Source organism: Streptomyces sp. 2114.4, from assembly GCF_900187385.1.
GTDB classification, from domain to species: domain Bacteria; phylum Actinomycetota; class Actinomycetes; order Streptomycetales; family Streptomycetaceae; genus Streptomyces; species Streptomyces mooreae.
The window spans coordinates 1,080,643-1,106,506 of record NZ_FYEY01000001.1; the positions used below are offsets into that span (position 1 = coordinate 1,080,643).

At 71.8% G+C, this 25,864-nt stretch carries 27 protein-coding genes; 8 read left to right on the forward strand and 19 right to left on the reverse strand.

The features are described 5' to 3' along the window. Positions 1-58 precede the first annotated feature (58 nt). The 4 genes from CFW40_RS04595 to CFW40_RS04610 form a co-directional block, all read right to left on the reverse strand. On the reverse strand, positions 59-535 hold the full coding sequence (locus tag CFW40_RS04595; protein ID WP_088796583.1) for an NUDIX domain-containing protein: 477 nt from the start codon (positions 533-535) through the stop codon (positions 59-61). A gap of 5 nt (positions 536-540) precedes the next feature. Beyond that, the gene (locus tag CFW40_RS04600) at positions 541-2,088 is read right to left on the reverse strand and encodes an ATP-dependent DNA ligase (protein WP_088796584.1); all 1,548 of its coding nucleotides are present in this window, start codon (positions 2,086-2,088) and stop codon (positions 541-543) included. A 92-nt stretch (positions 2,089-2,180) separates the two neighbouring features. Further along, positions 2,181-3,581 carry an FAD-binding oxidoreductase gene (locus tag CFW40_RS04605; protein ID WP_088796585.1) on the reverse strand — a complete coding sequence of 467 codons (1,401 nt, stop codon included), beginning with the start codon at positions 3,579-3,581 and terminating at the stop codon, positions 2,181-2,183. A 10-nt stretch (positions 3,582-3,591) separates the two neighbouring features. After that, complete coding sequence (locus CFW40_RS04610) at positions 3,592-4,572, reverse strand: antibiotic biosynthesis monooxygenase (protein ID WP_256331601.1); 981 nt, start codon at positions 4,570-4,572, stop codon at positions 3,592-3,594. Positions 4,573-4,667: 95 nt separating this feature from the next. Here CFW40_RS04610 and CFW40_RS04615 point away from each other — a divergent pair, with 95 nt between their 5' ends. Continuing rightward, positions 4,668-5,234 (forward strand): nucleoside deaminase, encoded by a 567-nt coding sequence (locus CFW40_RS04615; protein WP_088796587.1) that lies wholly within the window; start codon positions 4,668-4,670, stop codon positions 5,232-5,234. A gap of 186 nt (positions 5,235-5,420) precedes the next feature. Here CFW40_RS04615 and CFW40_RS04620 read toward each other — a convergent pair whose 3' ends face one another. Beyond that, positions 5,421-6,446, reverse strand: coding sequence for a hypothetical protein (locus CFW40_RS04620; protein WP_256331600.1), 1,026 nt, complete (start codon positions 6,444-6,446; stop codon positions 5,421-5,423). 537 nt (positions 6,447-6,983) lie between these two features. Between CFW40_RS04620 and CFW40_RS37800 the strand changes: the two genes are divergently transcribed. Both CFW40_RS37800 and CFW40_RS04635 read left to right on the forward strand, forming a co-directional pair. Further along, positions 6,984-7,823 carry a histone deacetylase gene (locus CFW40_RS37800; protein ID WP_256331599.1) on the forward strand — a complete coding sequence of 280 codons (840 nt, stop codon included), beginning with the start codon at positions 6,984-6,986 and terminating at the stop codon, positions 7,821-7,823. Between the two features lie 173 nt (positions 7,824-7,996). Then, positions 7,997-8,581, forward strand: a complete 585-nt coding sequence (locus CFW40_RS04635) for a dihydrofolate reductase family protein (protein ID WP_088796589.1) — start codon at positions 7,997-7,999, stop codon at positions 8,579-8,581. Positions 8,582-8,694: 113 nt separating this feature from the next. Here the strand turns inward: CFW40_RS04635 and CFW40_RS04640 are convergent, their stop codons facing one another. Continuing rightward, the gene (locus CFW40_RS04640; protein WP_088796590.1) at positions 8,695-9,495 is read right to left on the reverse strand and encodes an HAD-IIA family hydrolase; all 801 of its coding nucleotides are present in this window, start codon (positions 9,493-9,495) and stop codon (positions 8,695-8,697) included. 140 nt (positions 9,496-9,635) lie between these two features. On the opposite strand from CFW40_RS04640, the gene CFW40_RS04645 reads away from it, so the two are divergent. Further along, positions 9,636-10,994 (forward strand): phosphoribosyltransferase family protein, encoded by a 1,359-nt coding sequence (locus tag CFW40_RS04645; protein WP_088801906.1) that lies wholly within the window; start codon positions 9,636-9,638, stop codon positions 10,992-10,994. 116 nt (positions 10,995-11,110) lie between these two features. Here CFW40_RS04645 and CFW40_RS04650 read toward each other — a convergent pair whose 3' ends face one another. Beyond that, on the reverse strand, positions 11,111-11,434 hold the full coding sequence (locus tag CFW40_RS04650) for a putative quinol monooxygenase (protein WP_088796591.1): 324 nt from the start codon (positions 11,432-11,434) through the stop codon (positions 11,111-11,113). A gap of 172 nt (positions 11,435-11,606) precedes the next feature. On the opposite strand from CFW40_RS04650, the gene CFW40_RS04655 reads away from it, so the two are divergent. Next, positions 11,607-12,422 (forward strand): DUF899 domain-containing protein, encoded by an 816-nt coding sequence (locus CFW40_RS04655; protein ID WP_088796592.1) that lies wholly within the window; start codon positions 11,607-11,609, stop codon positions 12,420-12,422. Between the two features lie 63 nt (positions 12,423-12,485). Here CFW40_RS04655 and CFW40_RS04660 read toward each other — a convergent pair whose 3' ends face one another. The 7 genes from CFW40_RS04660 to CFW40_RS04690 form a co-directional block, all read right to left on the reverse strand. After that, positions 12,486-12,680, reverse strand: a complete 195-nt coding sequence (locus CFW40_RS04660; protein WP_256331845.1) for a hypothetical protein — start codon at positions 12,678-12,680, stop codon at positions 12,486-12,488. 278 nt (positions 12,681-12,958) lie between these two features. Continuing rightward, complete coding sequence (locus CFW40_RS38855) at positions 12,959-13,036, reverse strand: 50S ribosomal protein bL37 (RefSeq protein WP_370454205.1); 78 nt, start codon at positions 13,034-13,036, stop codon at positions 12,959-12,961. Between the two features lie 250 nt (positions 13,037-13,286). Continuing rightward, positions 13,287-14,498, reverse strand: a complete 1,212-nt coding sequence (locus CFW40_RS04665; protein ID WP_088796593.1) for a 4-hydroxybenzoate 3-monooxygenase — start codon at positions 14,496-14,498, stop codon at positions 13,287-13,289. Positions 14,499-14,627: 129 nt separating this feature from the next. Continuing rightward, positions 14,628-15,329, reverse strand: coding sequence for a class F sortase (locus CFW40_RS04670; protein ID WP_088796594.1), 702 nt, complete (start codon positions 15,327-15,329; stop codon positions 14,628-14,630). Continuing rightward, complete coding sequence (locus CFW40_RS04675; protein ID WP_088796595.1) at positions 15,326-16,150, reverse strand: hypothetical protein; 825 nt, start codon at positions 16,148-16,150, stop codon at positions 15,326-15,328. The genes CFW40_RS04670 and CFW40_RS04675 overlap by 4 nt, the downstream gene beginning before the upstream one ends. A 485-nt stretch (positions 16,151-16,635) precedes the next feature. Further along, positions 16,636-17,457, reverse strand: a complete 822-nt coding sequence (locus CFW40_RS04685; RefSeq protein ID WP_256331598.1) for an SDR family oxidoreductase — start codon at positions 17,455-17,457, stop codon at positions 16,636-16,638. A gap of 141 nt (positions 17,458-17,598) precedes the next feature. Next, positions 17,599-17,994, reverse strand: a complete 396-nt coding sequence (locus CFW40_RS04690; protein WP_218828942.1) for a DUF4331 domain-containing protein — start codon at positions 17,992-17,994, stop codon at positions 17,599-17,601. 2 nt (positions 17,995-17,996) lie between these two features. Here CFW40_RS04690 and CFW40_RS04695 point away from each other — a divergent pair, with 2 nt between their 5' ends. Beyond that, positions 17,997-18,329: a hypothetical protein gene (locus CFW40_RS04695; protein ID WP_088796597.1), complete on the forward strand. Its 333-nt coding sequence runs from the start codon at positions 17,997-17,999 to the stop codon at positions 18,327-18,329. Between the two features lie 228 nt (positions 18,330-18,557). Next, the gene (locus CFW40_RS04700; protein ID WP_088796598.1) at positions 18,558-19,970 is read left to right on the forward strand and encodes an MFS transporter; all 1,413 of its coding nucleotides are present in this window, start codon (positions 18,558-18,560) and stop codon (positions 19,968-19,970) included. A gap of 170 nt (positions 19,971-20,140) precedes the next feature. Here CFW40_RS04700 and CFW40_RS04705 read toward each other — a convergent pair whose 3' ends face one another. From CFW40_RS04705 to CFW40_RS04715, 3 genes are all read right to left on the reverse strand, one after another. Beyond that, on the reverse strand, positions 20,141-20,335 hold the full coding sequence (locus CFW40_RS04705) for a CsbD family protein (protein WP_088796599.1): 195 nt from the start codon (positions 20,333-20,335) through the stop codon (positions 20,141-20,143). Positions 20,336-20,467: 132 nt separating this feature from the next. Next, positions 20,468-22,714, reverse strand: a complete 2,247-nt coding sequence (locus CFW40_RS04710; RefSeq protein ID WP_256331597.1) for a helix-turn-helix domain-containing protein — start codon at positions 22,712-22,714, stop codon at positions 20,468-20,470. Between the two features lie 133 nt (positions 22,715-22,847). Then, positions 22,848-23,642, reverse strand: coding sequence for a 3-hydroxybutyrate dehydrogenase (locus CFW40_RS04715; RefSeq protein ID WP_088796600.1), 795 nt, complete (start codon positions 23,640-23,642; stop codon positions 22,848-22,850). 258 nt (positions 23,643-23,900) lie between these two features. On the opposite strand from CFW40_RS04715, the gene CFW40_RS04720 reads away from it, so the two are divergent. Further along, positions 23,901-24,479, forward strand: coding sequence for a hypothetical protein (locus CFW40_RS04720; protein ID WP_088796601.1), 579 nt, complete (start codon positions 23,901-23,903; stop codon positions 24,477-24,479). 114 nt (positions 24,480-24,593) lie between these two features. On the opposite strand, the gene CFW40_RS04725 is transcribed toward CFW40_RS04720, so the two are convergent. Together CFW40_RS04725 and CFW40_RS04730 are read right to left on the reverse strand one after the other, a co-directional pair. Continuing rightward, the gene (locus CFW40_RS04725; protein ID WP_256331596.1) at positions 24,594-25,133 is read right to left on the reverse strand and encodes an NUDIX domain-containing protein; all 540 of its coding nucleotides are present in this window, start codon (positions 25,131-25,133) and stop codon (positions 24,594-24,596) included. 111 nt (positions 25,134-25,244) lie between these two features. Beyond that, a complete protein-coding gene (locus CFW40_RS04730; RefSeq protein WP_176956575.1) occupies positions 25,245-25,862 on the reverse strand; it encodes a hypothetical protein in 618 nt (205 codons plus the stop codon). Positions 25,863-25,864 lie beyond the last annotated feature (2 nt).

Sequence of the window (25,864 nt, forward strand, 5' to 3'; positions counted from 1 at the left end):
GCGCGCCCGGCTCAGGCCCCGCCCCGTTCAGGCCCCGCCCCGTTCAGGCCTGGCCCGTTCAGGCCTGGCCCGCGAGCCGTTCCGCCAGCCGCTCCAGGAACACCCGCTGGCCCGCCACCAGGCGCCGGTGCGCCTCGTGCGGGGTGAACCAGGCAACCCGGTCGATCTCGGGGAAGGTGCCGGTCACTCCGGATCCGCGCGGCCATTCCATGTCGAAGGTGCCCGGCACGATCCGCTCCGGGTCGAGATCGCTCTCGACGGCCCACACCGTCACCACCTTGCCACTCGCCTGGCGGGCCTCACCCAGCAGGACACCGGGCCCGTCGGGGGGCGGCAGGCCCAACTCCTCCTCGAACTCCCGCCGGGCCGCGTCCCATGCCTCCTCCGGCGGCAGGTACTCGCCCTTGGGCACCGACCACGCCGCGGCGTCCCGCCGTTCCCACAACGGCCCGCCCATGTGCGCCAGCAGCACCTCGACGCCGCCGTCCGCGGTGCGCCGGTACAGCAGCAGCCCGGCGCTGCGCTTCCCCGCCACGGCGGCTACCCCTCCCCGCCGCCGTGCGCGGCGAGCACCGTCTCCACGGTGTCCGCCTCGGCCGCCGTCTTGTCCTCCCGGTAGCGCACCACCCGGGCGAAGCGCAGGGTCACGCCCGCCGGGTAGCGCGTGGACGTCTGCAGGCCGTCGTAGGCGATCTCGACGACGAGTTCCGGACGCACCGTCACCACATGGCCGTCGTCCGCGACGGCAAGTTCCCGCAGCCGCTCGGTCTGCCAGTCAAGGGTGGCGTCGGTGAGCCCCTTGAAGGTCTTGCCCAGCATCACGAATCCGCCGCCCGGCCCGCGCGCACCGAGGTGGAGGTTGGACAGCTTCCCGGTGCGCCGGCCGTGGCCCCACTCCGCCGCGAGCACCACCAGGTCCAGAGTGTGCACGGGCTTCACCTTCAGCCAGGCGGCGCCCCGGCGCCCCGCGCTGTAGGGGGCGTCCAACGCCTTGACCACGACGCCCTCGTGGCCCCGGCGCAGGGTCCGCGACCAGAACTCCTCGGCGGCCGCGCGGGCCGCGGCGTCGGACGGGTCGGCGACCACCTGGCGGCGCACCCGCAGGTGCTCGGGCACCAGCCGGGCCAGTTCCGCGTGCCGCTGTTCGCCGGGCAGTTCCAGCAGGTCGCGGCCGTCGACCGAGAGGAGGTCGAAGAAGACCGGGGACAGCGGCAGTGCGGCCTGCGCCGCACTGACGTCCACCCGCGAGCCGAACCGTCCCGCGACCCGCTGGAAGGGCAGCGGGCGGCCCTCGCCGTCCAGCGCGATCACCTCGCCGTCGAGGATGAAGCGGTCGGCCGGCAGCTCCCGGGCGAGGGCGGTGACCTCGGGGAGCCGGTCGGTGACCTCGTCCAGGGTGCGGGTGTGGATGCGTACGTCCGGCCCGTGCCGGTGCACCTGGACGCGGATGCCGTCCAGCTTCTCCTCGACCGCGCAGGCACCGAGCTTGTCCACCGCCTCGGCCACCGTCTTGGCGCTGTGCGCCAGCATCGGCCCCACGGGCCGCCCGACGGTGAGCCGGAACTCCGCGAGCGCCGACGGGCCCTCGGCCAGCAGCGCCCGTGCCACCTCCGGCAGGGAGCCCGCCAGCATCACGGCCCGGCGGACATCGGCCGCGGGCACCTCGGTGGCGGCGGCCAGCCCTTCGACCGCGATGGCGTCCAGCGCGCCCTGCCGCACCTCACCGGTGAGCAGACCGACCAGGAAGCGCTGTTCCTCCCGGGTCGCCGCGGCCAGCAGCTCCCGGACCAGCCGGCGCCGCTCGTCCTGCGCCCCGGCGCCCGAGACCCGCGCCAGCCCGGTCAGCGCGGTATCCACCTCGCCCACGGTCAGCGTGGCGCGTTCCGCGGCCGCCACCGGCTCGCGCAGCACGCTCCAGCCGACCCCGATCCGCCCCTGGGGCAGTCGCCCGGCCAGATACGGGATGACCACCGGGACGTCCTGCGGCGCGGCGGCCCGGAACAGCCCGGCCAGCAGCGCGATCTTCCGCGAACGCGCCGATGTCGCCGCGACATCGGCGGAGACCTGTGCGAGAGCGGCCAGCAGCATAGGGCCATGGTGCCCCCGCGGCGCCGGGGCCGCTCCCCCGGGCGCTGCGCCGCACCGGCCGGGGCCCCGCGCCGGGTCGGGCCGGCCCCGCGTCAGGGGGCGAGATACGAGTGGAAGAGGTTGTCCGGGTCCCACTGCGCCTTGATCTCCTGCAGGCGGTCCCAGGTGGCGGGGGTGTACGAGCGCCGGGCCCGTGCGGCGTCGGCTTCCAGGTCCGTTTCGGCGATGTAGCGGAAACCGTCGCCCTGCGGGTCAGCCGCGGCCATCGCCTCGCACAGCCAGCGCACCTGGGCCTCGTCCTCGGCCGGGTCCTCCCAGATCGCGTAGCAGACGAGGTAGGACTCGCCGAGCGGGGAGAAGGCCATGTTCCGCAGCAGAGCGGGGTGCTCGGAGACCGGCAGCACCGGGGAGAGCACCAGGGACTTCCCGGAGGGGGCGTCGGCCACCGCATCGGCGATACGGGTCAGCTGGGTGGCGTAGCTCTCCGGTGACCACAGGGTGTCCGCCGCGTACCGGTGGGCCGGCGGCCAGGCGGACATCGCGCCCTCGTGGAGCGCGGCGAACGAGGTCGGTGCGGCCGGCTGCCGGCCCGTGGCGAGCTCGCCGAAGGGGCAGCCGGCGAACGGCTCCAGCGCCTGCAGGGCCTCGCTGTGTGCCGTGGCGAAGGCGGTCGCGGCGACCGTGATCCGGGGCCCGGCCGGCGCCGTGCCGGCCCGCGGACCGGAGGGCATCAGGACGAAGGCCGTCTCGACGTACGGCGGGAGCCCGCGCGCGGTCCGCTCCGCCCACCGGGCCACCCGGGCGACCTCGGTCAGCGGGAAGGTCAGGGAGGTCGTCATGATCGAGGCGGGGTGGGGGTGCAGGGCGAGGCGGAAGCGGGTGACGACCGCACAGAATCCGGGCCCGGCGCCCCGCGCGGCCCAGAAGAGGTCGGGGTTCTCGGTATCGCTGCAGGTGACCGTCCGGCCGTCGGCGGTGACGGCCCGGATCTCCAGAACGTCGGCGCAGGACGCGCCCCAGGCCCGGGAGTTCCAGCCCAGGCCGCCGCTGAGCAGGAACCCGCCGACCGCCACGGTGGGGCAGTGGCCGACGGGGAACGCCAGATCTCGTGGGGCGAGGGCCGCGACGAGTTCCCGGCCGGTGGCGGCGGGCCCCACCGTGGCCGTCGCCGGGGCGTCGCCGGCCGCGGGCGCGATATGGCACTCCCGGAGCGCGGAGAGATCGAGCAGCAGCCCGCGGTCGCGCAGCGGCGAGCCGGACCAGTTGTGCCCGCCGGAGTACATCGAGATCCGCAGTCCCCGGGTGCGGGCGTAGGTGACGGCGTGTGCCACGTCCGCTTCCGTGGCGGCGCGCACGATGACCTCGGGGAACCGCTCGGGCCGGCGCTCGTTCCACACGGCGGCGGACCGGGCGGCTTCGTAGCCGGCCTCGCCCCGTGTCACCGGTGTGCCCGGGAAATCCTCCTCCGCCGCTGCCGGCTCCCGTGGGCACATCGTGGCCTCCTCACCAGATCTGTTGGGTGATCAGTCCGAAGACACCGATGGAGACCAGGTAGCCGAGCAGCATCAGCGCCACACCCAGCACCTGTTCCTTGCGGCCGACGGCCCGGGAGGGCACCAGCCAGAAGGCGAACGCCCGGTTGACGAGCGGCATCAGCAGCCAGGTCAGCGCGCTGACGCTCAGGACGTTGGACAGGAACAGGCCGATGTACTCACGGATGGTGAGCTTCTCCAGCCCCACTCCCACGGTCAGGTTGAGCACCATCACCGTCGGATAGAGCGCCAGGACGACGGACATCGCCTGTTTCCAGTCGGGCGGCGCACCGCCCCTGCGGTCGAACTGGAACCACCCGCTGAACGCCGAACCGACCTTGCGCACGTCGTACGAGGTGAAGTATTTGCTCCCCTCCGCGAGGAGTTTCGTGCGCACCTCGGAGTGGAGCCAGTCGTCGAGGTGTGCGCGGGAGTCGAACCGGAAGACGACGACCCAGTGGTCCTGTACGCCCTCCACGGGTTTGAACAGTTCGGATCCCATGAAGCCCGGCGCCTTCTCCTGCGCCATGAGGGTCTTCTCCTGCCAGCGCAGGAACTGCTGCTCCTGTCCCGATTTGACCTCGTGGGAGATGACGGCCGTGACCACGTCGGTAGCCGGCCGTGCGGGACTGCCGCCCCGCAGCACCTCCTGCGCCGGAGGGCCTTGGAAGAGTCCGCTCGCCTCGTCGAGCAGTTCCCGGCGCCGCCCCGACTCCAGCCACGCGGTCAGACAGTCCATTCCGGAAAAGCGAAATACGGCCACCCATTCGTTTTCTTCGCCGGCGCCGGGAGGATACACCTCGGCATCCACGAAACCCTCGAATTCACGGGCGGCCTGATTCGCTCTGTCCTGCCAACGCCGGTACTCCTCGGTGCGGCCTTCGCGCACCTTCTGCGAGGTCACTACGGTGGCGATGTCTGCCGCGGAATCACGGCTTGCACGGGAACTCACCTTGAGTAGCCTAGTACAGAAGAGATTTACACGGCAAATGGGGCATTTTGCCTAACCGTTCCACAGAGGAATCGATGCCGATCGGAGACTCCGTAATGGAACACAAAGAACTTCTCGCAGAGGCTGTACGGCTCGCCACGGAATCCGTGGAGAACGGCTGGGGCGGCCCGTTCGGTGCGGTGCTCACGCGGGACGGGAACATCGTCGCCCGCGGACAGAACCGCGTGCTGCTGACCGGCGACCCCACCGCGCACGCCGAGATGGAAACCATCCGGAAAGCCATACAGATCCTCAACCCGGAAGCTCCGAGCATCGCCGTGGAGCATCAGAACGAGAGCACGCTGGAGTACGTTCCGCGGCCGCCCGGGTCACCGGACCCGGTCCCGGAACGGGCCCGGATGCTCCAGGGCACCTCGATCTACATCAGCGGCGCGCCCTGCCCCATGTGCATGAGCGCCATCTACTGGTCGCGGATCGACGCCGTCTACTACAGCTGCGATCTCGAGGACACCGCGAAGATCGGCTTCGACGACTCGTTCCAGTACGAGGACTTCAAGAGGCCGCTCGACGAGCGCCGGATCAAGATCGAGCAGATCTACCCCGAGATGGGCGCCGAGTCGTACGCGACCTGGATGAACCGGGCGGACAAGCACCCGTACTGACGGAGGATCACCGGCCGGCACCGCACCGGCGGAACACGGCACGGCCTGTGGCGGCCGCCCGGAGTACCGGGGCGGCCGCCACTTCGCGGGTCGCGACCCGGGCCGGGCGTGCGCGGCGCCCGGCCCGGGTCACGCCCGGTACTCGTACACGGGCCCGCCGGCAGAGCGCGCAGCGGGCCGGCCGGCTCACTCGTACATCACGTACTCCGGCTGCGGCCGCAGCGCCAGCACCTCCTTCGGCGTCATCAGGCGGCTGCCCTTCGCGTCCTCCTCGTAGAACAGCTTGAAACCGGTGTGGAGGCCGTCGGGCAGATCCCTGACCAGTTGGTGCCAGGTCCCGCGCTTCAGGCCCGGTGAGCCGATGCCGTCGGCGCTCTTGATGAGCGCCACGCCTGGCTGGGGGCGCAGGGCGGACTGGTCGCCCACGACGGACGTGGCGACCTGATGGAAGACCAGCGGCTTCTCCGGCAGGTCGTGCTCCCGCACCAGCCCGGACAGATAGCGGGCCACCTCGGTCAGCTCATGGCCGTCGGTGTGCCCGTAGGCGTCCCCCGGCACCTCACCGGAGCTCATCTCCCACTCCGGGTCGAGCGCGATCCCCACATCGGGGTGGACGAGCCAGTCGCGCAGCGCCTTGACCTCGCCGAGCACCGAGGCACGGCCCGGCTGGATGTTCAGCAGCAGCAGCGCCCGCCGGTTGCGTGCCAGGCGGTGGAAGCGGCGGATGGTGGCCGCGGGCGTACGGGAGCGGTAGGCGCCGTCCGGGCCGGCCGTGGCGTTGGCCACCGTCGCCAGAAGTTCGAGCACGGGCAGTGGTTCGCGCCCCGCGGCGTACTTGTGCGCCACCTTCTCCGCCTGGGCGGCCCGCTGCTCCGGGTCACCGGTGCCCAGCCGGCCGAGCGCCGCCGCCCCGGGCAGGCCACAGAACCCGACCAGCCGGTAGCGCGGGAACAACTCCCGTCCACCACGGGGAAGTTCGGCGCGGCGCCGTTTCGTCGGGCGGGCCGACGGGGGCGCCGTCGCGGAACCGGACGGGCCCGGGGTGCCGGAACCGGCGGACGGGGAGGCCGGCGAGCCGCCGGGGGGCGACGCCTTCGGCGCGGAGTCCGCACGGGAGGAAGACTGCCCGCATGCCGTGAGCAGCCCCAGCCCCGCCGCTGCCGTGGCCGCGAGCAGGTGACGCCGGCTCGCATCCGGCGCTGGAGAGGGCATTGCGGGGCGGTGGCCGGCCACCCCTGCCCCGCGTATCCCGGCATCCTCTCGCCCTGACACCTCGTCCGCCACACTGCCTCCGTCCCCCGGCGCCCGGTCGAAGACCCGGCACCGGCTGTCCTTCGGACCGGTCCTGTCCGTCGTTCCTGTCCGTCCGGCCCTGTGGACCGGCCCCTTCCGACCGGTCCTGTCCGTGCAGTGCGCATCTCCAGACCACTCGCGGCAAAACCCGCAGGGGAAACGATCAAGCCACGTCACACCGGCCGTCCGGTCCGTTCACCTGCGCTTCACCGCGTCGCGGCGGCGGCGCTACGGGACACATGGCGCGGAGGCCGGGACCCTGGCCGGGCACCGCTTACCCTGCCGGAGCCCGCCGTCCCGGCCGGAGCGGTGGAACCTGCCGGAGGCGTTGGAACCTGTCGGAGGCATTGGACCCGGCCGGAGGCGTTGGACCCGGCCGGAGGCGTGGGACCCTGCGGGCCCGACGCGGCCCCGCCGGACGCCGCCGTGGCAGTCCGGGCCGCGTAGCGTGAGGACGTGATCAGGCCCCAACGCCTCGAAGCCCTGGACCACTCCCCCGAAGCCGTCCGCCGCCTCACCCCCGTCCACCACCTCTGGTACGCCGCATACGGCTCCAACATGCACGCCGAGCGGCTGGCCTGCTATCTGGCCGGCGGGCAACCCCCTGGCGGGCTGCGCACCCACCCGGGCTGCCGGGACCCCCGCCCGCCCGCGCGCACGGCACCGGTCCTGCTGCCCGGTCTGCTGTACTTCGCCACGGAATCGCAGCTGTGGACCGGCGGCAGAGCCTTCTACGACCCCGGCCCTGGCGCCGGCCCCGAGCCCGAACCCGACCCGGGCCCGGACGTGGACGTGGACGTGGACCTGGATCGCGCACCTGGCGAAGGCGCAGCCGGCCGGCAGTCCGGTGGACCAACCGGCCGGGGACCCGGTGACGCAGCCGGCCGATTGCGCCCCGGTTACGCCGAACTGCCCGCCCAGAGCTATTTTCTGACACTCTCTCAGTTCTCCGATATCGCCGCTCAGGAGATGTACCGGGAGCCCGGCCGGGATCTCGACCTGACGGAAGTCCTGACCCGCGGCCGGGCGCGGACGGGACCCGGCCGGTACGAAACCCTGGTGTGTGCCGGGCTGCTGGACGGTTACCCGGTGCTGACCTTCACCTCCCCGTGGAGCAGCCAGGACATCGCCCTGAACCCGCCCTCGGCGGCCTACCTGCGGCACATCGCGGCCGGGATCGTCGCCTCCCACGGATGGAGCGCGCACCGGACCGCCGAGTACCTTGCCGGTTGCCCGGGAGCCGAGGGGCACTGGACGGCCGCGGAGATCGCGGCGCTGCTCGGCGACCCGCGGTGACGACGGCGCACGCCCTCCCGGCGCGCCCGGCGCAGCGCACACCCGCCACCACCGCGCCCGCCCCGGCACACTGGTCCCCCCGGCCGCTGGACCCCGGTGGACCCCGGGTGGCCCCCGGTACCCCCTGGTGAACTCCGGCGGCCCCGGCCCCGAGGACTTCAGCGAGGACCGTGATGAGAAAGATCATCTTGTCGATGTCGGTATCCCTTGACGGCTTCATCGAGGGACCGGACCGCCAGATCGACTGGCATCAGGTCGACGACGAGCTCCACCGGCACCTCAACGAGCAGCTGCGGCAGATGGGCGCCTTCATGAGCGGCCGGGTCACCCATCAGCTCATGGCGGAGTTCTGGCCGACCGCGGACGCCGATCCCTCACTTACCGGGCCCATGGCCGAATTTGCCGGGATCTGGCGGGACACACCCAAGATCGTGTTCTCCCGGACCCTGGAACGGGCCGACTGGAACACCACCATCATGCGCGAGGTCGTCCCCGAGGAGATCAAGGCGCTCAAGGCGCAGCCGGGCGGCGACCTGGTGCTCAGTGGCGCCGATCTCGCCGCGGCGTTCATGGCGCACGACCTGATCGACGAATACCACGTCTACGTCCATCCGGTCCTCATCGGCCGGGGCAAGCCCCTTTTCCGGACCGCGGAGACCATGACCTTGACCTTTCTGCGGCTCGCCGGGACCCGGTCCTTCGGCAACGGCGTCGTCCTCCTCCACTACCGGCGCGCCGAGGACCCGGCCACGGGATGACCGCCCGTGACCGCGCCGGTCCACCGGTCCACCGGTCCACCGGTTCACCGGCCCGACCCGCCAGGCGAGCGCACCGTCACGGCACGCGCCACACCCACACCACCCCCGCACCGTCACTCCAGGCCCAGCAGACCGGGCAGCTCGGCGAAGGAATCGAGCACATGGTCAGGCGTGCCACCGGCCGCACGGTGCGTCTCCGGCAGATACTTGCCGGTCTTGACCAGCACACCGGTGATCCCACAGCGCTGAGCCGCCAGCACGTCGGACTCGATGTCGTCGCCCACCATCAGCGCCTCCGCGGCCGGGGCACCGACGTGCGCCAACGCGGTGGCGAAGAAGGCCTCGGCCGGTTTGCCGGTGACCGTTGCCTCGACCCCCGCCGCCCGTTCCAGCCCCGCCAGGAAGGCCCCGGTGTCCAGATCGAGCCCGTCCGCCGTACGCCAGTACAGATTGCGGTGCATGGCGACCAGCCGGGCACCGCGTTGCAGCTGCCGGAAGGCGCTGTTGAGAGCCGGGTAGCTGAAATCCTCCCCCGCGCCGCCGAACACGATCACCTCCGGTGCCTCCCGGCCCTCGTCACCGTCCTCCTCCCCCACGAGCGTCACACCGGCCAGATCCGCCCGGACCTCACCGCTGTTGATCAGCCGGCAGCGTGCGTGCGGATGATGTGCGCGCAGGTAGGCCGCCGTGACGGCGGGCGCGGTCAGGATGTCCTCGGCACCGACGGGAAATCCCTCTTCGGCCAGCCGCCCGGCGACCGCGGCACGGGTCCGCGAGGTGGTGTTGGTGACCAGCACCAGCGGGAGTCCCGCGGCCCGCAGCCGCTCCATGGCCGCCACCGCGCCGGGCAGCGCCTTCCAGGACACGGTGAGCACGCCGTCGATATCGATCAGGACCGCTCCGATTCCCTTCATACGCCGACGGTAACCACCATCCGGCCCGGCCGGGCGGTGAGCGGGCACCGCCCGGCCCGACTTGCGAAGCCCCCGCGGATGGGGTTATTTCGAAGTGAGGTGTGAACGCAGCTACCTCCCCTGGCTAGGGGGTGCACACTGTGCTGTTCACTGACCGTGCGGATGCGGGGCACCGCCTCGCCGAATCGCTGGGGCACCTGCGGGGGGACGAGCCCGTCGTGCTGGGCCTGCCGCGCGGCGGGGTCCCGGTGGCCTTCGAAGTGGCCCGGGCGCTCGGCGCGCCGCTCGATGTGATCGTGGTCCGCAAGCTGGGGGTCCCGTACCAGCGCGAGCTGGGTTTCGGCGCCATCGGCGAAGGCGGCGTACGGGTGATCAGCGACGACATCGTCCGCCGCGGCCGCCTCGCCCAGGCGGACCTGGCATCCGTGGAGCACGCCGAGGCGGCGGAGCTCACCCGCCAGGCGGAGCGCTTCCGCGCCGGGCGGCGACGGCTCGACCTCACCGGCCGTACGGCGATCGTCGTGGACGACGGGATCGCCACCGGCGCCACCGCGGCCGCCGCCTGCGAGGTGGTACGCGCCCAGGGCGCGGCCCGGGTGGTGCTTGCGGTACCCGTAGCGCCTCCGGACGCGGCCGAGCGGCTGCGCGGCTCGACCGATGAATTCGTCTGCCTCTCCACCCCGTTCGCCTTCTCCGCCGTCGGCGAGTGGTACCAGGACTTCTCCCAGACCCCGGACGACGAGGTCGTCTCCTTGCTGGCACAGGCGTCGACGGCACAGGCCTCGACGGCAGGGGCCTCGGGTGCGCGAACGGCAGCACAGACGGCTGTAGCGGAGGAAACTGATGCGGCGAAGGAAACGGATGTGGCGGAGGAAGTGGCGGTCGACGCCGCCGGGGTCCGGCTCACCGGCGACCTCACCGTACCGGCGGGGGCCCTGGCAGTGGTGATGTTCGCCCATGGCTCGGGCAGCAGCCGGCACAGCCCGCGTAACCGGCTGGTGGCCGCGGCCCTCAACGAAGCGGGTCTGGGCACCCTGCTCTTCGACCTGCTCACACCGGCGGAGGAAGCCCACCGGTCCAACGTCTTCGACACCGAAACCCTCGCCGAGCGGCTGGCGGACGCCACCGGGTGGCTGCGCGGCCGCTTCACGGGCCCCATCGGCTACTTCGGTGCCAGCACCGGAGCCGCGGCGGCACTACGGGCCGCCGCGACCCCCGACGCGGACATCGGTGCCGTGGTCTCCCGCGGCGGCCGCCCCGACCTCGCCGGGCCGCTGCTCCCCGCCGTACGGGCGCCGACGCTGCTCATCGTGGGCGGCAACGACCCCCTGGTCATCGACCTCAACCGGGAGGCCGAGGCGGCGCTGCGCGCGGAGACCCGCCTGGAGATCATTCCCGGCGCCACCCACCTCTTCGAGGAACGCGGGGCCCTCCAGCAGGTCGCCGACCTCGCCCGCGACTGGTTCGTCAGCCACTTGGTGACGCCGGCCCGGCCGTAGCGGGCGGGGCCTTCCCGTCGAGTGCGGTGCCCCGGGCGGCCGCCGCTGACGACGGTGCGTGCCGGACGGGCGTGCGGGCCACGGACACGGACCGTGGTGTGTGCTCCGGAGCGGCCTCAGTCGATGGTGATCTCGCCCATCGCGCTCCAGCCGTTCGCCCCCTCGATGGTGGTGCTCACGATGTCCGGAGTACGACGCAGCAGCGGGCGCATCGTCTCGATCCCGGCGCGGAAGTGGTCGGAGTTGACATGTGCTTCGGCGGCATCGTCCTTGAATGCCTCGACCAGGACATAGGTGTTCGGGTCCTCGGTGCTGCGGGACCATTCGAACCACAGGTTTCCGGGCTCGGCACGGGTGGCGTCGGTGAAGGATGCGACGTGCTGCGGCCACTCTTCGGCGTACTCGGGTTTCACGGGGAACTTGACGACAATGAAGATCATCCACCGAGTCTAAGAGCGCGTCCGTGAACTTGTCAGCCCGAGGTGGTCCGTGCAGGCTCGGCGGAGAGCGCCCCTTTGCCGCGATGAGTTCGGGCCGCGCCGCGAGTCTGTTCCGGTGAGCGTCGTAGGACGCGTACGACGCCGCCCGGCACGAGACACCACGGAGGACACCATGACGACCACGCCCGGCAACGCGAGCAGCGACCTCCCCGGCAAGCCGCCGGTCGTCGACCTGGCCACCTGGCAGGCGGCACGCGAGGAGCTGCTGGTCCGCGAGAAGGCGCACACCCACGAGGGCGACGCGATCGCCGCGGCCCGGCGGCGGCTGCCGATGGTCGAGCTCGACGGCACTGTCGAGGTCACCGGCGCCGACGGGCCGGTCCCGTTCCTCGACCTGTTCCAGGGACGCGACGAGCTCGTGGTCTACCAGCACATGTGGTACGACGGCGCCCCGCACCAGGGGCAGTGCGAGGGCTGCACCACCACGGTCTGGCACATGAAGGACGCCGTCTACCTCAACGCCCGGGGCGTCTCGTTCGCCGTCCTGACCTCGGGCCCGTGGGACGAGGTGGCTCCCTACGTCGCGTTCATGGGCTACACCCAGCCCTGGTACTCGGTGCGGGGCGTGGCGGCGCCGATCGGCGGCCAAATGGGCCACCTCGTCTGCTTCCTGCGCGACGGCGACCGGGTGTTCCTCACCTACTCCACGACGGGCCGCGGCAACGAGCCGGTCAACGGGTCCCTCGGCCTGCTCGACATGACGCCCTACGGCCGCGGCGAGGCGTGGGAGGACAATCCCGAGGGCCGCCCCGTGATCGGCGATGTCCGCGAGGGGTACCCGTCCGAGGGCCGGCAGGCCTGCTGGTACTGGCGCTCGGACGCCGACGGCGTCGCCACCTGGGGCCCGACCAGCCGGCCCGTACCCCAGTGGACGCGCCCCGGCGCGGCCCCCGTGGAAACCCTCGGCCGGCAGGGGCCCCACCACTGACGCGCCTTCGTCGGCGTCGGCTCCCTCAGCCGGTCACGGCCGACCAGCGCATTCCTGCCGCCATCACGCGTGACCGTGCGTATCGGGCCTGGCCGGCGAGGGACGGTTCAACGATGTGACCAGCAGCACTCCCACCACGATCAGCCCCGTGCCGAGCCATACCGGCCCTGCGTGGAAGGCGAGCACCAGGATGCCCACCGGGGTCAGATAGCCGGCCAGCGGCAGGAGCAGGTCGCTGACCGGTGGTTCCGGCGCCATCGCCGCGCAGAACTGCTGACGCGGTGGGGCAAGACCGGTGAACGGTACGGCTATTGCTCCGCTTTGTTCGCCACCCGCGACCAACAGCGGCGCGTGGCCCTCTCGTTCACCCCGGCCCGTCGCGACGCCACCCAGCGCATGGCCGAGGCCCTGCCCAGGCCCTGACCGGGCCGGACCGGGGTGCGGTGACCACTGTGGACCCCTCGCGTCCGCCGAAACGGAGGCGAGGAGCCCACAGAAACCCCCGCGGGGAGGTCCCTCAGGTCACCGTCCTTGATTCAGGACTGCGGCCGCTTGCCGTGGTTGGCACCGTTCTTGCGACGGGCCTTCTTCTTGCGACGGCGCTTCGATGACATGGCGTCTCCCTTCCTCGGAGTTTCAGCGATGCTTTTCGCCGAATTTCTACCACTTCACAACGGTATCTCGCCCGGCGATCACGTGGCCGCGTACCCGGCCCGCCGGGCGCCCACCCCACTCAGGGATGTGAATCACCCCACGGACGTGCGGTTTCGGGCGCGTCGGTCACGACACTACAGATCCGCGCTCCCGCCGGGGTACAACCCGGGCTCCAGCTCCGCGTCACCGCCGAAGTACGGCCCGCCGGGACTACAGATCCGCCTCCTCGCCGAGGTACAGCCCGGCGAACGCCTTCGCCGCGGACGGGGACCCCAGCAGCCGCCGCAGCCGCGCGGAGGCGGTGCCCGCCTGCATGCGGTCGCCGGACGAGGCACCGTGCAGCACGTAGGAGAGCCACTGCGAGAACTCCAGGTACTGCCAGACCCGCCGCAGACAGGCCTGCCCATAGCCTTCGAGACCGCTGTCGTCATCGCCCTGGTAGTGCGCGATCAGCGCCTCGCCGAGCAGCAGGGCGTCGTGGAGCGCCAGGTTCATACCCTTGGCGGCGATCGGCGCCACCAGGTGTGCCGAGTCACCCGCCAGGTAGAGGCGGCCGTACGTCATCGGCTCCACCACGTAGTCGTGCATGTCCAGGACCGTCTTCTCGATCAGCGGCCCTTCGGTCAGCGGCAGGGCGCCGGCGGCGGCGAGCCGGGTGTGCAGCTCGTCCCACACCCGGCGGTGCGACCAGTCCCCGGCGTCCGCGCCCGGTTCGACCTGGAGGTAGTAGCGGGTCACCTGGGGGCTACGGGCCATATGGGCACCAAATCCGCGCTCGTGGATGCCGAAGACCACACCGTCGGCGGACGGCGGCGCCTCGGCGAGGAGCGCGAGCCAGGCGACGCCGTGGTCATGCCGGGTGAGGGCCGCCCGGTCGGCGGGTATGGTCGCCCGGCTCACCCCTCGCGCACCGTCGCAACCCGCGATGAAGTCGCACGCGATGCGGTGCCGGGCGCCGGTCACCGGGTCGGTGTAGGAGACGGCCGGCCGGTCGCCGTCGATGTCGTGCAACTCCACCTCGCGTACGCCGAAGCGCACCTCACCGCCCGCCTTGTCCACATACGACGCCACCAGGTCGGTGACCAGCAGCGGCTGTGGATAGACGTAGTGGCGCCGCCCCGACAGCTGTGCCGTCGGCACGAGGTGCCGCTCGCCGTCGAAGCGGAACTCGAACTCCCCCTGGGTTTCCGCGCGTTCGAGCAGCCGGCCGGCCAGCCCGTGCCGGGCCAGCGCATGCACCGCCCACTCCTCCATGAACCCGGCGCGCGGCCGCTGCTCGATGAATTCCCTGCTCTCCGCCTCCAGCACCACACAGGCGACTCCGGCGGCGCGCAGCAGATTCGCCACGGTGAGCCCGGCGGGCCCGGCGCCGACGATGACGACACGGGTGCGCGTGAGGGGCAGGGAGGGGGTGGAGGACACGTCGCGGGGTTCCCTTCGGGACGAGCAGAAAGATCGCACGCAGTATGGCGGTTGCCCGCCGCGGACGATCCGGCGGCCCGGCCTCCCGCAAAGGACGCCGGACCGTCGGCCCGTTCTCAGGGGTTCGGCTTACGCACTGCCCGTGAGGCTGGCGAACACCACCACATTGTCGGGGTAGTAGTGCCGGCCCTCGTCGTACCGGCCACCGCAGGTGATCAGGCGGAGGCCGGCATGGTCGATGTTCTTGTACACCTCGACCGTGGGGAACTTGTTCTTCGGGTACTGGGCTACACGGTCCACCGTGAATTTCGCGGTCTTCCCGTCCTGCCGGGACACCTCGATGGTGTCACCCGCCTTCATCGTCGACAGCTTCTCGAACACCGACGGCTTGCCGTTCCAGGAGACATGACCGGCGATCACGGCAGGTCCCCGGGAGCCGGGCGCCGGCCCAGGCCGGTACCAGCCCGCCTTGTCGGGATCGCGCGGGGTCTCCATGGCCCCGTTCTTGTGCTGTCCCAGCGTCTCCAGCGTGGAGGAGACCTGGAGCGACGGGATGGAGAGCCGTTGCGGAACGGACTTCGGCATGCTCGCGGCAGCCTGGCTCCCGGATCCTCCACCCGTCGCCCCGCCCTGGGACGCGTCCCCGCCCCGGGACGGGTCCCCGCCCTGCGCCGGCGGTTTTCCCGCGGGGACCGACGGGGGCGAGGCCGCTTCCTGCCCTCCACACCCGGCGACGAGCACACTCGCCAGCGCCGCGGCAATCGCGCAGCCGAGGACGCGGTGGCCCCGGCGCCGTACGGTCATCACGCTGTCCTCACTCCGGCGGCTCATGCGACGCTCCCGTTGCTCCCGGGCCGCCCGGCGGCCAGCACGGACTTCCGCCGCCGCATGACGGCCAGCACACCGGTCAACGCCACGAAGGCGGCACCTCCGGCCCCCAGCACCGCGAACGGCACCCCTTCCTCCTCGGAGGGCCCGGTTCCGGTCTCGACCCCGCCGACCGGTATGGACCCCACCGCAGCACCTTTGACCTCACCGCAGTTGGTCGGAGCGGTGGCCTCCTGGGGGAGCTTGGGATCGAGTTCGCTCTTGCCCGCACCGTCGAAGTCGTACTTCTGGTTGTTGTTGCGGTCGATACCGTGCTGCACGATGTGCAGATCCTTGATGTGGTCGACCACGGCCTGGGAGACGGTGAGCGTGCGCTGGTAGGAGAGCTTGCCCTGCGCGTCCGCCACGGGCATGCGGTCGACGGCGAGACCGCTCATCATGTCCGTGGGTCCCTTGGTGGTCAGGGAGATGTTGATGTTGCCGTAGTCAACCGTGGCTTCGGTGTTGTCGATGACTCCGTCGCCGTTCGTGTCGGCGCTCGCATCCGGGCAGTGGAAGTCATGACCATCGGTGGAACCGTGGAGGTGCTGGGCGTGGGGCTGTCCGGGTACCAGCCCCTCGGACTCGATCTTCACCGTCAGCCGGTTGCCCTGGAGGCTGAGCATCGCCGTGCCCTTGGAACCGGAGTCGTTCAGCTGCGCCAGATTGATCTGGAACGCTCCGGTGCCCTCGGCGGCGGCCTGGGACGAGGCGCCCACGGTGAGGGCCATGGCGGCGGGCAGAGCGACGAGTGCGGCGAGGCGGCTGGTGCGCTTGGCTATCACGTTCGATCCTTTTCCGGCGGCCTCCACGGGGAAGGGGGAGACCGCACGTCGTCCGGGTCCGAGACCGACACCTCGGCGAGGTGTCTGCCGTGATTCGGAACCGCAACGCCCGTGGATTGGTGGAGTGTTGAAAAACTTTTGACGGCCCTCTCCACGGCCCTCTCCACGGCCCCCACGTCGGAACTCTGCGCCGGAGACCCGGCGACGGATCTCGGAGCCGCGTGGCTCCTCCTCCCCGCAAGATCGGTTGCACGATTCTTCGACGCGGAGGCGGAGGCGACACGGACGCGGACGCCGCGATGATCCGGCGTGCCCGCGGCTCGGCTGTCCAGGCAAGGACAGCCCAGCCGGCCCGCCCTCGGGCACGATCCCCCACCCGCCCCCTCGTCAACCTGCCCGCTGCTCACGGTGTACGCCTCAGGGGAAGCGGGCCGGACAGCACTTCGCGCGAGCTTCACCGACGCCCGGTGTGTTCAGCCCGGCAGCTAGCGCAGCGTGTAGCCACCGTCCGGATAAATGGTCGAACCGGTCATGTAGCCGTTGGTGAAGAGAAACAGGACGCCATGAGCGATTTCGTCCTCGGTTGCGAGCCGGTGCAGCAGGGTGTCGTTGCGGTACTGCGTGAAGCCGGCGTCACGCTCCTGGGCCGGTCGCTGTGCCCAGAGATTGCCGTCGACGGTGCCCGGCGAGATCACGTTGACCCGCACAGGAGCGAGTTCGACCGCGAGCCCGCGTCCGAGTCCTTCGATGGCGGCATTGCAGGCGGCGTAGGCAGGAGCGGGCGCCGGGGGCCGCGCCCCCGCGGCGCCGGACATGAGGACGACGGAGCCGTCGGACGGCAGCAGCGGTGCCGCGTATTTGGCCACGTGGTACTGCCCCCAGAATTTGGAGGTGAAGGGACTCGCCGCGTCGGCATCGTCCAGCTTCAGCATCGGCCCGACCCGATAGGACGCCGCGGTCGTGAAGACGTGATCGACCCGGTCGCGTTCACCGAAGAACGATTCGACGGAACGAGGGTCGGTCACGTCCACCGTCTGCCAGGTCGCAGCCTCCCCCACCTCTCGTGCCGCGGCAGCCAGCTTCTCCGCTGTACGGCCCCCCAGCACAACCTTCGCTCCTGCCGCGGCAGCCTGATGGGCAACACGCAGTCCGATCCCCGAACCACCGCCGATCAGAGCGACTACACGGTCGGCTAACTCATGACGAGGAGAGGACGGACCTGTCGGGGAGGGCGTGGAAAGCACGGACATCGGAAACCTCATCAGGGAGAAAACGAGCTGGTCGCCATCCGTAACGGACACCGCCACCCGCATATTCCTCCCGGGCACCCCACCGGCGCCGGCCCTCATATTCCGGCCGAGGACCCCCTCGGCGGCGGACATGTTGCCTTCGCGGAACGCCGCGCCAACCGCGCCGACCCATACGCGCCGTCGCCGCCGAAAGCGGCGTCAGTTCCCCTTGAGGTGCGGATGCCCGATATAGGGAAACTCGTCCAGAACGTCGGTATGTGATGCGAGTCCGGTGGGAGGGATGTCGCCCTTCGAGAGGAAGGAGAGCCGGTAGTTGATGACGTCGTCGGTGAAGACGCGACCGTTGGGATATTGCGCGGGCTTCGAGGGATCAAACGTCAGCATGTCGGGCAGGATGCGGTCGGCGTCAATCGCCGCGATGGCCTCTTCTCGTGTGTAATTGCCGGTGTGCCCCATGAGGTGGACGAATTGATCGGTCCAACGCTCACGATCGTCCACCGGTTCGCTCGCGTTGTACTCCTCCTTCGTCTCGTCGGTGTTGAAGAAACTGCTGATTCGACATCCTGCATGCCCATGACCCAGGTATTGGAGCATGAATGCTGTCGAATCGATTGGATTCATGGCATGAGGCCGGGCTCTTTGATTTCTGTGACGAGCGGTCAGTCGAGATGCAGCAGGAGAAGCAGGCAGCCGACAAGAGCTACGGGAAGCCCCAGAGCGCGGAGGACACCGGGTCGGGCGAATGGCACGGGTACGTAAGGCGTCTCAAGACGTCCGTTCGCCCAGAGCATGTCGCGGTGCCGCTCAGCCGCCTTCTTCTGAACTCGGTCGCATCTGCGGCGAATCAGACCGCCGGCATCGAACAGCACGGTGGCTCCCACCGCTATGTACACCACTGCAAGCAAGATTCCCATGGCAAAAGCCTATGACGCGATGGCATGAGGTGAGGTCGGGTCCGACACCCCTCCCGTCCCCGACTCCGCCCCTGACTCCGCTGCCCCGCTGCCCCGCTGCCCCGCTGCCCCGCCCCGGCATGGTGCCCGCCCGCATGCTCGGGGCCCAAAGTGTGGCGTCCCACCACATACGCCTCTGACCTGCGCGTTCCTACGGTATGGCGACACGAAGCCGTCCCCGTCCAACGCCAGGAAGTGGTGCCGATGTCCTCCCCCGCGACCGCTCCCCCGCCACCCGCCGGCCTCAAGCGCATCGTCGCGGCGAGTCTGATCGGCACCACCGTCGAGTGGTACGACTTCTTTCTCTACGGGTCTGCCGCGGCGCTGGTGTTCAACAAGCTGTTCTTTCCTGGCTCCGATCCTCTCGTCGGGACCCTGTTGTCGTTTTTGACCTACGCGGTGGGCTTTGCGGCGCGGCCGCTCGGGGCCTTGGTGTTCGGGCACTACGGGGACCGGCTGGGGCGTAAGAAGCTGCTGGTGCTGAGCCTGCTGATGATGGGCGGCGCGACGTTCGCGATCGGGTTGCTGCCGACGCATGCGACGGTCGGTAGCGCGGCGCCGGTGCTGCTGACCGTGCTGCGGCTGGTCCAGGGGTTCGCGCTGGGCGGTGAGTGGGGCGGTGCGGTGCTGCTGGTGGCGGAGCACGGTGACGCGCGGCGGCGCGGATTCTGGGCGTCCTGGCCACAAACCGGCGCACCCGCAGGGCAGTTGCTGGCCACCGGTGTGCTGTCGGTGATGACGGCGGTGTTGTCGAATGCTGCGTTCGCGTCCTGGGGGTGGCGGGTGCCGTTCCTGCTCTCGGGCGTGCTGGTGATCGTGGGGCTGTGGGTCCGGCTCTCGGTGGATGAATCGCCGGTGTTCAAGGCCGCGTTGGCGAGCGCCGAGGAACGGCGGGCGGCAGGTGCCGCGGGGGAGAAGCTGCCGTTGGTGTCGGTGCTCGTCCACCACTGGCGGGATGTGCTGATCGCGATGGGCGCACGGATGGCCGAGAACATCTCGTACTACGTGATCACGGCGTTCGTGCTCGTCTATGCGACCGCGCACACCGGGCTGTCGCAGCAGACCGCCCTCAACGCCGTACTGATCGCTTCGGCGCTGCACTTCGCGGTCATCCCTGCCTGGGGCGCGCTCTCGGACCGGATCGGGCGCCGGCCGGTCTACCTCCTGGGCGCGGTCGGTGTCGCCGTCTGGGCGTTCCCGTTCTTCGCGCTGGTGGACTCCCATCGGTTCGGGCTGCTGCTGCTCGCGGTGAGCGTCGGGCTGGTCTTCCACGGTGCGATGTATGCGCCGCAGGCGGCCTTCTTCGCGGAGATGTTCGCGACCCGGATGCGGTACTCGGGCGCCTCGATCGGGGCCCAGTTCTCCTCGGTCGCGGCCGGCGCGCCCGCCCCGCTGATCGCGACCGCGCTGCTCGCCGACTTCGACAGTCCGGCGCCGATCGCCCTGTATGTCATCGCCGCGGCCCTGCTGACCCTGCTCGCGGTGTGCGTGGCGCGCGAGACCCGCAGCCGGGATCTCGCCGCGGTGGACGGCACGGCGAGGGCCGGTGCGCTTCGTGCGGCGGGCACGGGAGCGGGAGCGGCGGAAGGCGGGGCGTCGTCGGCCGTACCGTCCTGAGGGGGCAGGCCGAGGGCCTGTCGTCAAAGCCCCGTCGTTCGCCCGTAAGGCAGGCGGGACGTTGACGACAGGCCCCAGGAGACGGGGAGCCTGATGTTCGGCGGGGGCGTGGCGGGCCCGGGGACGCTCCGGGAGACGGGGCAGCAGGTCCGCCACGCCCCCGCCGGGCGTCAGGAGTGGTTCTTGCTCTTCAGGGAGTCCTTCATCCCCTGGATGTTCTCCTTGGCGTTGCCCATCGCGCCCTTGGCCTTGCCCTTGGCCTCGTCCGTACGGCCTTCGCTCTTCATGCGCTCGTCGCCCATGATCTTGCCGGCCTTCTGCTTGGCCTTGCCCTTCATCTTGTCCATGGCGCCTTTGTCACCCATGACGAACTCCTCTGTGCGGTGGGAAGGGAGAAAGCTTCGGCCCCCACGCTGCCGCAGGTCGCGGCGGCGCGCACCCGGAGGCGGCTATCGGTACGGGCCGGTCACGGGCGCGGCGCGGAGCACCGTCCCCGTCTACCCGCCGGTATCGCGCGCCACGGCGGAGGACAGCTGGTGCAGCCGCAGCGCCAGTTGGATTTCCAGAGCACGAGCCGGGGTCTGCCATTCGGGGCCCAGCAGCCGGCTCACCCGCTCCAGACGCTGGGCGACGGTGTTCACATGGACATGCAGGGCGTCCTTGGTACGGGCCGGGCTCATCCCGCAGGCGAAGTAGGCGTCGAGGGTGCGCAGCAGCTCCGTCCCGCGGCGGGCGTCGTAGTCGGCGACCGCGCCCAGGGTGCGGTGGACGAAGCCGTCCACATCGCGGGTGTCGGCGAGCAGCAGGCCGAGGAAGCCGAAGTCGGCAGCGGCCGCGCCCTGGCCCGCCCGGCCCAGTACGCGCAGTGCCTCCCGGCAGCGCCGGGCCTCGGCGTAGGCGTCCGCGACCGCCGCGGGGCGGGCGGCGGGGGCCGGGACCGGGGCCGAGGCGCCGACCGTGACGGGCTGGTGCAGCGCGGCCCCGAGCCGGGCGGCGATCTCGCGGGCGGTGTGCGCCGGGTCCCCGTCGGGGCCGAGCGGCAGCAGCAGGACGGCGCCGCCGTCCCGTTCGGCGGCCAGTCCATGGCGGGTGGCGGCGACATGGGAGGCCGCCGACCACAGGCGGCCGCGGTCGGCACCGTCGGGCGGGGAGGCGGCGTCATGGGGTGAGGAGGCGGCGTCGGGCGGGCAAGCGGACTTGGGCGGGGAGGCGGCCTTGGGCGGGGAGGCGGCGTCGCGGTCGGATACCGGCACTCCGTGCAGCAGGGGCTCGCTGTCCGCGTGCGCCGGGAGTGCAGCCTCCCCGCGCCCCGGTGGTCCGCCATCGGTCCGGGCCGCCAGGACGACATGCGGCGCATCGAGGTCCGCGCCGACCCGGGCCGCGCGTTCCCCGAGCAGGCGGGGATCGCGGTCGGCGGCGTCCAGCAGGTCGTCCAACAGCTCGCCGCGCACGCGCTGTTCGGCCTCGCCTGCGGTCCGCCGGGCGAGCAGGAGCAGCGAGGTGACCATGGCGGCCCGCTCCAGGGTGCGCTGGTCGACCGGGTCGAGGGCCGGGTGACCGCACAGCACGAGGGCGCCCAGGACCTCGCCGCCCGCTCCGACCGCCGCGACCCATTCGGTGCCCTCCCGTACGGCGTGGCCGTCGGCGCGCGAGCGGTCCAGTGCCCCGGCCGGTGCCCGGCCGGGCTCGGCGAACTCGACGTCGCCGTGCAGGACCTCCGCCACCGCGTCCGCCACGTCCACGACCCCGCCGCCGCGCAGCACCAGTTCGGTCAGCCGGTCGTGGATGTCCGAGGCACGCTCGATGGCCGCACTGCGGTCGCGGATGATCTCGTTGGCGGCCTCCAGGTCGGTGAGTGTCTTACGGGTCCCGGCGAGGAGATTGGCGGTGTCGATCGCGACGGCGGCATGTGCCGCATGGGCGGCGAGCAGGGCGATCTGGCCGTGTTCGAAGACCCGCTCGCGGCGGTCGGCGGCGAAGAGGACGCCGATCACGCCGCTGCCGAGCATCAGCGGCACCCCGAGGATCGCCACCAGGCCCTCGTCGTGGACGCCCGAGTCGATGGTGCGGGTGTGCCGGAACCGCTCGTCGTGGAAGTAGCTGTCGGTGACGTACGGGCGGGCGGTCTGCGCGACCAGCCCGCCCAGGCCTTCGCCCATGCCGAGCCGCAGCTGCTGGAACCGCGCGGAGACCGAGCCGTCGGTGACCCGCATATAGGTGTCGCCGGCGGCGGTGTCGTGGAGGGTGAGGTAGGCGACCTCGGTGCCCAGCAGGGACCGGGCCCGGCGCACGATCGCACGCAGCACCGCGTCGAGGTCGCGCAGCCCGGCCAGATCGTGCGCGGTGGCGTAGAGCGCGGACAGCTCGGCCTCGCGCCGCCGGCGGTCCTCCAGCTCGGCGCGTACCCGCAGCGCGAGTAGCTTGGCCCGCTCCAGTGCGGCGAGCCGGGCGGCCGACCCGCCCTCGGCCCGGGCGCGCAGCACCGGTCGTTCGTAGTCCTCGGCGGGGGCGCCGGTGGCCAGGAGTTCGAGAAAAGGGCTCTCGGCCGCGGCGGGGGCGAGCGGGTCAGCCGGGGCGGAGGCGAGCGGATCGGCCGGGGCGGGGCCTTGGCCGGAGAAGTCGGGCGCTTGCGGACGTATGTCTACGGGGCCGGGTGCCGCCGGACGTTCTACGGGGCCGGGTGCCGGCGGGGGCGCGTCCACGGGCTCGGGGGGCTGCTCGGACGCAGGCTGATCGGTGGGCATGGTCACATGGATACCTTCGGTGCGTCACGGTGCGCCGGCCTCCGCGTGCGGGAACCGGGAGCCGCGAGCTGCGAACGGGGAACCGCGGGCCAAAACCGCAAGCGGCGAGCCGGACGCCGGCCCGGCGGCCCGCTCAGTGCGCGGTCCAGCCGCCGTCCATCACCAGTGAGGTGCCCGTCATGAAGGAGGCCTGCGGAGTGCAGAGGTAGGCGACGGCCTCGGCGACCTCCTCCGGTCCGAGCAGCCGCTTGAGGGCGGAGTCGGCGAGCAGGAGGTCGGCCAGTACGCGTTCCTCGGGGATACCGTGCGCCGCGGCCTGGTCGGCGAGCTGCCGCTCGACGAGGGGGGTGCGGACATAGCCGGGGTTGAGACAGTTGCTGGTGACGCCGTGTGCGGCGCCTTCCAGGGCGGCGGTCTTCGACAGCCCTTCCAGGCCGTGTTTGGCCGCGACGTAAGCGGACTTGAAGGGCGACGCCCGCAGGCCGTGCACGGAGGAGATGTTGACGACGCGGCCCCAGCCCTGCGCGTACATATGGGGCAGCGCGCCCCGCAGCAGCCGGAAGGGCGCCTCCAGCATGACGGTCAGCACCTGGTGGAAGACCTCGGGCGGGAACTCCTCGATGGGGCGGACGAGCTGGAGGCCCGCGTTGTTGACGAGCAGATCGGTGCCGGCCGCGGCCCGTTCGGCCGCGTCCAGATCGGTGAGGTCCAGCGGCCGGGGTTCGATGCTGCCGCGGGCCCCTTCCGGGTGGGCCGCCACGAGGCCGGCCAGGCCGTCGGCGTCCCGGTCGACCGCACGTACCGTGGCGCCGGCCGCCGCCAGCCGCAGGGCGCAGGCGCGTCCGATGCCGCCGGCCGCGCCGGTGACGAGCGCGGTGCGGCCGTCGAGGTCGAGGGATACCGGGCCTGGGGTGCCGATCACGGTCATGTCCGCACCCTAGGCAGCGGACGGCTCCGCCTCCGATGTGCCCCGGCACCATACTTCGCGGGACTGAGGTGGCGTCGGCCCACGTCAGATGTGGGGCCCGCCCCGCCCGCACCCGACATGACGGGCCGCGAGCCGCCGCTCCCCGCCCCCGCCCGCATCACCCGATCGGTCGTCCCGGATCGCCGGACGGCCGGTGGGACCCTAGCGTCGTACGACGCAGCGTGCCGTCTGCGCACCGCCGCCCCGAGGGAGACCGACATGCGGAGGCTCATCGCCGTGCCGACGGTGCTGCTCGCCCTGGCCGCGGCGGGCTGCGGGGACGCGGAGAACGACCGGAGCCCGACGGCCGCGGCGTCGTCCGCCGCGGGCAACGGTCCGGCACCGGGCAGAACTCCGGACGAGGGCGCCGGGTCCGCCTCCCCCACCATCCCCGGGCAGCCGCTGGACTGCGGCGAGCTCCCCGACGCGCTGGGCAAGGCAGGGGACGTCGTCCTCTATGCGGACCCCGGGGCCGGCGGCACCGTGGGCTGCGACGAGGCCCGCCGGGTGATGTCCGAGTTCTTCGTGCGGGCACCGCACGAGGCCCGGGACGACCGGGGCACCCTGGCCGTCCGGGGCTGGTTCTGCCAGTACGAGAGCGGCCCCACCGGCACCTGGATCACGGCCTGCCGCAAGGACAAGCGGGAGATGCACACCGAGGAGCCGGCCGAGCAGCCCTCCGCCCCGGGGTCGCCCCGGGAACCCGGCGGACCGGACGGTCCCGACGGCTCCCAGCTGCCGTCGATTCCCGGTGAGCCCTCCGATCCGATGGACGATCCGTCGACGGAGGAGCTGTAGGCCCCCTCGGGCCGCCGGCGCCGCTGTCGGGCCTCTCTCAGCCGGAGGGAGGAAGCCGGTCGGGTGAAGGGGTACAGGGGCCCCGGGATCCGAGGCGCCCCGGACCCGGATACCTCAGCCCTGTGGCCCCTCCGGTCCCGCCTTCGTCTCCGGTCCCGCCTTCTTCTCCGTCTCCGGCTCCGTCTCCATCGTGTGGAACCACGTCGGCCCGGCCTCCAGCGCCCGCTTGATGCGGGTCAGGGCGTACTCCTCGAGCTCCGGCAGGGCGTCCACGGCGAACCAGCCCACCTCCAGCGACTCGTCGTCATTGACCTTCGCCTCGCCGCCGACCGCCCGGCAGCGCAGCGTCACGTCCATGAACTGGCAGACATCGCCATTGGGATAGTGGGTGGGCGGCATGGTCTCGACGAGGACGACGCCCTCGGCCACGACCCGCACCGCGGTCTCTTCGTAGACCTCACGCATCGCCGTCTCCGCGGGCTGTTCGCCGGGCTCGGGGATGCCGCCGATCACCGACCAGCCACCGGTGTCGACCCGCTTGCCCAGCAGGACGCGGCCCTGGTCGTCGAAGACGACCGCGCTCACGCCGGGCAGCCAGAGCAGCTGCCGGCCGATGGAGTTCCGGAGGTCGCGGATGAAGTCGGGGGTTGCCATGCTCCGACCCTACGGGAGAGGTCCCCGGCCCCACGGCCCACGTGCGGTTCCAAGGACAGGCCGCGTGCAGTGCCGGAGGGGGACGGGCCGCATGCCCGGCCCTCTCGGTGTTCAGGCGCCCGCCGGGGTCCCCTTGCGCGGCCGCAGCCGGCCCCGGATGGCCCGGACGGCGCCTTCCGCGTCATCGACGGTGACGGTGAAGTCGCGTCCGTCGCCGAGTCGCACCACCACGCCCTCGCCACGGCGGACGACCACCGCCGTGCCCTGCTCGGGGCGCCAGCGGTAGCCCCAGCCGCCCCAGTGGCGTGGGGTGACCTGGGGAGTGAAATCGGCGCCGACGACGGTGTCGAGGGCGATCCGGCGGCGTGGCACCCCTATATGGCCGCACCGCACCTCCAGCCAGTCCTCGTCGATGCGTACCGCGACATGGACGTAGGCGAGCGTGCCGAAGAGCACCAGCAGGCCGACCGCGACACAGCCGACCACCGACATCACCAGGGGCGCGAGGCCCGCGGTCCAGTTGCTCTCGACGGCGAGCTCGATGCCCAGCGCGAGACAGCCCGCACCGACCGCGGCCAGCAGCCACTGGATGCGGTTGGTGGCACTGCCGTGCCAGACCTCGGGGATCTCCGCATGGGAGCCGCTGGTGGGGCGAGCTCCGCTGTCGGCGCCCTCGGCCGGGCCGGAGTCGTCGGGGGCTGCTGCCCCCTCGTGGGGGTGGTCCCTCATGA